The 7,800-nt window shown below is 75.3% G+C and carries 5 protein-coding genes; all 5 read left to right on the top strand.

The features are described from left to right. Positions 1 to 239: 239 nt before the first annotated feature. The 5 genes from gabT (at position 240) to aroA (ending at position 7,744) form a co-directional block, all read left to right on the top strand. Positions 240 to 1,574, top strand: a complete 1,335-nt coding sequence (gene gabT, locus L1885_RS19495; protein ID WP_235798445.1) for a 4-aminobutyrate--2-oxoglutarate transaminase — start codon at positions 240 to 242, stop codon at positions 1,572 to 1,574. A gap of 618 nt (positions 1,575 to 2,192) precedes the next feature. Then, on the top strand, positions 2,193 to 2,765 hold the full coding sequence (locus L1885_RS29225) for a phosphatase PAP2 family protein (protein WP_308117353.1): 573 nt from the start codon (positions 2,193 to 2,195) through the stop codon (positions 2,763 to 2,765). A gap of 147 nt (positions 2,766 to 2,912) precedes the next feature. Beyond that, positions 2,913 to 4,514 (top strand): PucR family transcriptional regulator, encoded by a 1,602-nt coding sequence (locus L1885_RS19485; RefSeq protein WP_235798443.1) that lies wholly within the window; start codon positions 2,913 to 2,915, stop codon positions 4,512 to 4,514. 280 nt (positions 4,515 to 4,794) lie between these two features. After that, a complete protein-coding gene (locus L1885_RS19480; RefSeq protein WP_235798442.1) occupies positions 4,795 to 6,243 on the top strand; it encodes an aldehyde dehydrogenase family protein in 1,449 nt (482 codons plus the stop codon). Between the two features lie 196 nt (positions 6,244 to 6,439). Further along, positions 6,440 to 7,744, top strand: a complete 1,305-nt coding sequence (aroA, locus tag L1885_RS19475) for a 3-phosphoshikimate 1-carboxyvinyltransferase (protein WP_235798441.1) — start codon at positions 6,440 to 6,442, stop codon at positions 7,742 to 7,744. Positions 7,745 to 7,800: the final 56 nt, after the last annotated feature.

Genomic DNA, 7,800 nt, shown 5'->3' with positions numbered 1-7,800 from the left:
CCATCCCAGGCCCTTGTCCGCGCCCGCTCCCACACAGGTCGTGCCGGAAGTGCACAGCATGATGTAGTAGCCCTGCCAGTCCGTGCGCGTCCCGCGCGCACGCGCTACCCACGCGCCCCGAGCGCCCCTAGCCTGCGAAGCAGCACGTACCGCAGCACCGCAGCACCGCAGCACCGGATCTGCTCACGAACCCCCGGACCAGCACCACGCAGCGTCGGGACAGACCCACAGGAGCCCCCATGATCGCCATCCCGCAGGAGCGCCGACTCGTCACCGCCGTCCCGGGGCCGAAGTCCCAGGAGTTGCAGGCCCGGCGCACCGCCACCGTGGCGGCGGGCGTGAGCTCGACCATGCCCGTGTTCGCCGAGCGCGCGGGCGGGGGCATCGTGGAGGACGTCGACGGCAACCGGCTGATCGACTTCGGGTCCGGCATCGCCGTGACCACCGTCGGTTCGAGCGCCGAGGCCGTCGTACGGCGCGCGTCCGCGCAGCTCGCCGACTTCACCCACACCTGCTTCATGGTCACTCCCTACGAGGAGTACGTGGAGGTCTGCGAGCAGCTGGCCGCGCTCACCCCGGGCGACCACGCCAAGAAGTCCGCTCTCTTCAATTCCGGCGCCGAGGCCGTCGAGAACGCTGTGAAGATCGCCCGCTCGTACACCAAGCGCCAGGCCGTCGTCGTCGTGGACCACGCCTACCACGGCCGTACGAACCTCACGATGGCCCTGACCGCGAAGAACATGCCGTACAAGAACGGCTTCGGTCCGTTCGCCCCCGAGGTCTACCGCGTCCCGATGGCCTACCCCTACCGCTGGCCGACCGGCCCGGAGAACTGCGGCCCCGAGGCCTCCGCCCAGGCCATCGAGCAGATCACCAAGCAGATCGGCGCGCAGAACGTCGCGGCGATCATCGTGGAGCCCCTGCTCGGCGAGGGCGGCTTCATCGAGCCGGCCAAGGGCTTCCTGCCCGCCCTCGCGGCGTTCGCGAAGGACAACGGGATCGTGTTCGTGGCGGACGAGGTGCAGTCCGGCTTCTGCCGCACCGGCGCCTGGTTCGCGTGCGAGGACGAGGGCATCGTGCCCGACCTGATCACCACGGCCAAGGGCATCGCGGGCGGCCTCCCGCTGGCCGCCGTCACGGGCCGCGCCGAGATCATGGACGCCGCCCACGCCAGCGGTCTCGGTGGCACCTACGGCGGCAACCCGGTCGCCTGCGCCGCCGCGCTCGGCGCCATCGAGACGATGCGGGAGCTGGACCTCCCGGCGAAGGCCCGCCGCATCGAGGAGGTCATGAAGGGCCGCCTCACGGCCATGAGCGAGAAGTACGACGTGATCGGCGACGTCCGCGGCCGCGGCGCGATGATCGCGGTCGAGCTCGTCAAGGACCGGACGACGAAGGAGCCCGCCGCCGACGTCGCCGGCGCCCTCGCCAAGGCGTGCCACCAGGCCGGTCTTGTCGTGCTCACGTGCGGCACGTTCGGCAACGTGCTCCGCTTCCTGCCGCCGCTCGTCATCGGCGAGGACCTCCTGGCCGAGGGTCTCGACATCATCGAGGAGAAGCTCGCGGAGCTCTGAGCCCGCCGGACGGGCCCGACGACGCCACCGCCGTACGGCCCAGACGACCCCTCGACGACGCCCCGCCCGGGCACGGCAGGTCCGTGCCCGGGCGGTCGCGCGTCCCGCACGGCCCGGCGCACCCGACCGCCGCGCAGCACCCGCGCGACCCGCGTCCCCGCCCCGCGGCGGCCACGGCGGTGGCGGGCCGCCTCCGCCGTGGCGCGCGAGCGGCACTGTGAAGAAGGTGTGCGAGGCCGATGGCGGGATGGGGTGGCGGCTGTCGGGCGTGACGCGAGCGGCGTACTGTTTCCGCAGATGAGAGAAACACCCCGCTCGCAGGAGACTGCGGGCGAATCCGGTGCGGGGCGTCCCCAGTCCCGTTCCGGGCGTGCCTCCGCGCACGTTTCCGGGGCCTCGGGCCCCGGTTCTCCTCACCGGTCGGACGACCGCGCGCTCCAACCCCCCCGGAGCGATCGGCGAGCCGATCCTGACGGCCGTCAGGGAACAACCCCCCCTGTTCCCGGGCGGCCGTCCCCCCTTTCCGACTCTTCCGGCCCTTCCGGCGCCTCCGTCCCCGTCCGGAGCGCGTCCGGCCGAGGTGTCTCCGCCGGCCGGCTGCGGGCGATCGCGGCCGCCGTGTACGCGGCCGTCTTCGTGCTCATCACCTGGCAGGTGCTGGCGGACGGGCCGCTGCTGCGCGTCGACGAGCGTCTGGACCGCTCGGTCGTGCGGCACGGCCCCCAGGGGATCGCGGAGGTCCTCACGGATCTCGGCTCCATGCCCGTCGCGCTGCCCGTCCTGGCGCTCGCACTGGCGTGGGCGCTGTGGCGCGGGGCCCGGGCGAGCGTCCTGGCGGGCGCGCTGACCATGGCGGTCGTGCCGGCGCTCGTCGTACCGCTCAAGCTCTGGACGGACCGGGCGGGTCCGCTCACCGACGCCACCGGGTACTACCCGTCCGGCCACACGGCCACCGCGATGGTCGCGTACGGCACCGCGGCGCTCGTGCTGCTGCCCTTCACCGGCCGCCGGATCACGGTGCCGTTCGCCGCCGTCCTGACTGCGGCGACGGCCGTCGGCCTGGTGCTGCGCGGCTACCACTGGCCGCTGGACGTCGTCGCGAGCGGCGCCCTGTGCGGCGTGCTGCTGCTCGTGCTCGGCGCGGTCCTGCGGTGGCTGGCCCGCCGGGCGGGCGACGCGGAAGCCTCCTGACCGGCCCGGGCCCGGGCGGTCGCGCAGGACGGACCGACGCCGGGCGGACGCCGCCGCGGCAAGGCGTCCCGCGCCCGCACCACCAGCCGTTCATACATCGCGGCCCAAACGGGCGCGGGGCTTCGTACAGGCCGTAGCATTCGGGGCATGCCGCCCACGCTCGCCTCGCTCGTCCAGCACTCGGCGCTCAAGCTCACCGTGCGCGCCGGGGAGGACCGGCTCGACCTGCCCGTGCGCTGGGTGCACGCCAGCGAGCTCGTGGACCCCGTCCCGTACATGGAGGGCGGCGAGCTGCTGCTCGTCACCGCCACCAATCTCGACGCCACGGACCCCGACGCCATGAGGCGCTACGTGCGGCGGCTGGTCGGGGCCGGGATCGCGGGCATCGGGTTCGCGATCGGCGTCAACTACGACGACGTGCCCGAGGCCCTGGTGGACGCCGCACGCGAGGAGGGCCTGCCGCTGCTCGAGGTGCCCCGGCGCACGCCGTTCATCGCGATCGGCAAGGCGGTGTCCGAGGCCGTCGCCGCCGACCAGTACCGGTCGGTGACCGACGGCTTCGAGGCGCAGCGCGAACTGACGCGCGCGGCGCTGGCCGAGGGCCCGGGGGAACTGCTCGCCCGCCTCGCCGCGCACGTCGACGGCTGGGCGGCGCTGTACGACCCCTCCGGCAGCGTCGTCGCCGTCGAGCCGGCCTGGGCCGCGCGGCGGGCCGGCCGCCTCGGCGAGGCAGCCGCCGCACTCGCCCGCCGCCGCCCGCACACCAGCTCCGTCGTCGGCGACCCCGACGCGGAGGGCGGCGGCGACGACCGCGTGGAGCTCCAGACCCTCGGCAGCGGACGCCGGTCGGGCGGGGTGCTGGCCGTGGGCACCGAGGGCGCTCCCGGCACCGCGGCCCGCTACGCGGTGCACTCGGCGATCGCCCTGCTGACGCTGACCGGGGAGCGCAGCCGTTCGCTGCGCGAGGCGGAGCAGCGGCTCGGCGCCGCGGTGCTGCGGATGCTGCTGTCCGGGCAGCCCGAGCACGCCCGCACCGTCGCCGGAGACCTGTACGGCGCCCTCCTCGACGCGCCCTTTCGGCTCCTGGTGGCCGAGGCGGAGGAGGCGGCCGCCGAGGGGCCCGGCGACTCGCCGCTCGACCAGCTCACCGAGGCGCTGGAGACGGCCGCCACCCGGGCGGGCGAACCGGTCCTCGTGGTCCCGGACGGGGACGGGCGGCTGGTGGCGATCGCCGTGGACGGCGGGTCGGTGGCCGGCGTGTGCGCCGCGTACGCGGACCGGCAGGCCGAGGAGGCGGGCGTGGTCACCGGGCTGTCCGCACCGGCCGGGCCGATCGCGACCGGAACGGCGTACCGGCAGGCCGAGCAGGCGCTGTCGGTGGCACGGCGCCGGGGCCTCGCGCTCGTCGAGCACGAGGACCTCGCGGACGGGTCGCTGCTGCCGCTGCTCGCCGACGACGCGGTGCGGGCCTTCGCCGACGGCATGCTGCGGGCCCTGCGCGAGCACGACGCGAAGGGCCGGGGCGACCTGGTGGACTCGCTGCGCGCGTGGCTCTCGCGGCACGGCCAGTGGGACGCGGCCGCCGCGGACCTCGGTGTCCACCGGCACACGCTGCGCTACCGGATGCGCCGCGTCGAGGAGATCCTCGGGCGCTCCCTCGACGACCCCGACGTCCGGATGGAGCTCTGGCTCGCGCTGAAGGCGACGGCCGCGGACGCCGCACAGGCCCAGGGCGCGGCGCCCGCCTGACCCGCGGTCGGGACCGGCCTCCGGCGCCGGGTGCCGCTCCGGGACCGCACCCTGCGGATGCGCGTCGGGCTCCTCCGGCCGCCCCGGGTCCCGCGCGCCACTGCCAAAGCGTAGAAAGCCGCGGCCGCACTGCTACGCCGCGGCCAAGCGCCCGGGGGGCGCGGCGGGCCTACCGTGTGGCCTGGGCGTTCACTGCCGCCCGGCGGCGCCGCAGGCCGCCGGCGACGGCCGGTCCGCCCGCCTCGTTCGGACATTCGTCACTCGGAAGGGCCGGGACCCCATGTCGACCTCCACTCACGCCTTCTGGCTCGCGGGCCGCCGGGCCACCGGCGACGCCACGCTCGACGTCACCTCTCCCTGGGACGGCCGCCTCGTCGGCACCGTCTCCCTGCCGACCGACGCCCAGACCGAGGAGGCCGTCGCGGCCGCGCACGCGGTCGTGGACGAGTTCGCCGCCACGCCCGCGCACGTGCGCGCCGCGGCGCTCGACCACGTGTCCCGGCGGATCGGTGAGCGGGCCGAGGAGATCGCCCGGCTCATCTCCGACGAGAACGGCAAGCCCATGAAGTGGGCGCGCGGCGAGGTCGGCCGCGCGGTGTCCGTGTTCCGCCTCGCGTCCGAGGAGGCCCGCCGCTTCAACGCGGGCGACGCGCAGCGGCTCGACACCGACGCCGGCGGCACCGGGCGCCTCGCCCTCACCCGCCGCTTCCCGAAGGGCGCCGTCCTCGGCATCGCGCCGTTCAACTTCCCGCTGAACCTGTGCGCCCACAAGATCGCCCCGGCGATCGCGGCCGGCGTGCCGATCATCCTCAAGCCGGCCCCCGCGACCCCGCTGTCCGGGCTGCTGATCGGCGAACTGCTGGCCGAGACGGAGCTGCCGGCCGGCTCCTGGTCGGTCCTTCCGGTGCCCAACGACCGGATGCCTGCCCTGGTGCAGGACGAGCGGCTGCCCGTCATCTCCTTCACGGGCTCCGACAAGGTCGGCTACGCGATCATGGACTCCGTGCCCCGCAAGCACTGCACGCTCGAACTCGGCGGCAACGGCGCGGCCGTGGTCCTCGCCGACTACGCGTCGGAGGAGGACCTCGACTGGGCCGCCACCCGCATCGCCACCTTCTCCAACTACCAGGGCGGCCAGTCCTGCATCTCCGTGCAGCGCGTCATCGCGGACGCCGCCGTGTACGACCGGCTGGTCGAGAAGGTGGTCGCCGCGGTCGAGGCGCAGGTCGCCGGCGACCCGTCCGACGACGCGACCGACGTCGGCCCGCTGATCAGCGAGGACGCCGCCAAGCGGGTGGAGAGCTGGACCGAGGAGGCCGTACGCGAGGGCGCCAGGCTGCTCGCGGGCGGCAAGCGGGACGGCGCCACGTTCGCGCCGACCGTCCTCGCCGACGTGCCCGACGGCACGGCCGTCGCGTGCGAGGAGGTCTTCGGCCCGGTCCTGACCCTCACCCGGGTCGAGGGCGAGGAGGAGGCGTTCGCCGCGGTCAACGCCTCCAAGTACGGCCTGCAGGCCGGTGTCTTCACGCACGACGTGCAGGCCGCCTTCCGCGCCCACCGGGCGCTGGAGGTCGGTGGCGTGATCGTGGGCGACGTGCCCTCCTACCGCGCGGACCAGATGCCCTACGGCGGCGCCAAGATGTCCGGAGTCGGCCGCGAGGGCGTGCGGTACGCGATGGACGACTACACCTACGAGCGCGTGATGGTGCTCACCGGCCTGGCGCTGTAGCGGCTCACGGGGTGCGGGCGCCCTGCCCGCACCCCCGGGGAACACGGCCGCAGGGGAACACGGCCGCAGGGGAACACGGCCCCGGGGGAACGCGGCGGGCCGCTGCCCGGCCGGACCGGCGGCCCCGGGCACCACTGTTTCCCCTCGGTTCCCGGCCCCCGCCCCCGTCGCCGCGCGCCCGCGGAATAATGGCCGCGTGACCGTCATCGACATCCCCGGATCCAAGTCCGTCACCGCCCGCGCCCTCTTCCTCGCCGCCGCCGCGCACGGGGAGACCGTCCTGCGCGGGCCGCTGCGCTCGGACGACTCGGAGGGGTTCGTCGAGGGCCTCGTCCGGCTCGGCTACCGGGTGGTGCGCGAGGACGGCGACAGCGTCTGGCGCATCGGCGGGCGCCCGGAGGGCCCGGCGGTGGCCGAAGCCGACGTGTACTGCCGCGACGGCGCGACCACGGCCCGCTTCCTGCCCGCCCTCGTGGCCGCCGCGCCGCACGGCTCCTACCGCTTCGACGCCTCGGCCCAGATGCGCCGCCGTCCCCTCGGCCCGCTGACCCGCGCCCTGCGCGAACTCGGCGTGGACCTCACCCACGGCGAGCACGAGGGCCACCACCCGCTGCGCGTCGACGCGCACGGCATCAAGGGCGGCCACCTCGCCCTGGACGCGGGCGAGTCGTCGCAGTACCTGACCGCGCTGCTGATGCTCGGCCCGCTCACGCAGGAGGGGCTGACCATCGACGTGACGCGCCTGGTCTCCGCGCCGTACGTCGAGATCACCCTCGCGATGATGCGCAGTTTCGGGGTCGAGGTCGAGCGCGAGGGCAGCCGCTTCACCGTGCCGCCCGGCGGCTACCGCGCCGGTGACTACGGCATCGAGCCCGACGCGTCCACCGCCAGCTACTTCTTCGCCGCCGCCGCGCTCACGCCCGGCCGCGAGGTCACCGTCCCGGGCCTCGGCCGCCACGCGCTGCAGGGCGACACGGCGTTCGTCGACGTCCTGGAGCGCATGGGCGCGCACGTCGTGCGCGGCGACGACGCGACCACCGTGCGCGGACCCCGGCGACTGCGCGGACTGACCGTCAACATGCGGGACATCTCGGACACCATGCCGACGCTCGCCGCGCTCGCCCCCTACGCGGACGGCCCGGTCCGCATCGAGGACGTCGCCAACACCCGCGTCAAGGAGTGCGACCGCCTCGACGCCTGCGCCGAGAACCTCCGCGCCCTCGGCGTCGAGGTCGCCACCGGCCCCGACTGGATCGAGATCCACCCCGGCGCGCCCCGCGCCACCGAGATCGCCACCCGCGGCGACCACCGCATCGTGATGTCCTTCGCGGTCACCGGGCTGCGCGCGCCCGGCATGACGTACGACGACCCCGGCTGCGTGCGCAAGACGTTCCCGGGCTTCCACGAGGCGTTCGCCGCGCTGCGGGACGCCTGGGCCACCCCGGACGGGGACGCGGGGGACGGCGACGGCGGAAGGGCGGGCGCGCCCGCCCTCGCGTGACGGAGGCGCCGCCGCGCCCCCACACACGCCGCCCCCGCGTGACGGAGGCGCCGCCG

Origin of the sequence: Streptomyces fuscigenes (assembly GCF_021556455.1) — a bacterium.
In the GTDB taxonomy this organism is placed as follows: domain Bacteria; phylum Actinomycetota; class Actinomycetes; order Streptomycetales; family Streptomycetaceae; genus Streptomyces; species Streptomyces fuscigenes.
Note: the sequence above shows the minus strand (reverse complement) of the source record. Positions and strands in the feature narration are given on the sequence as shown.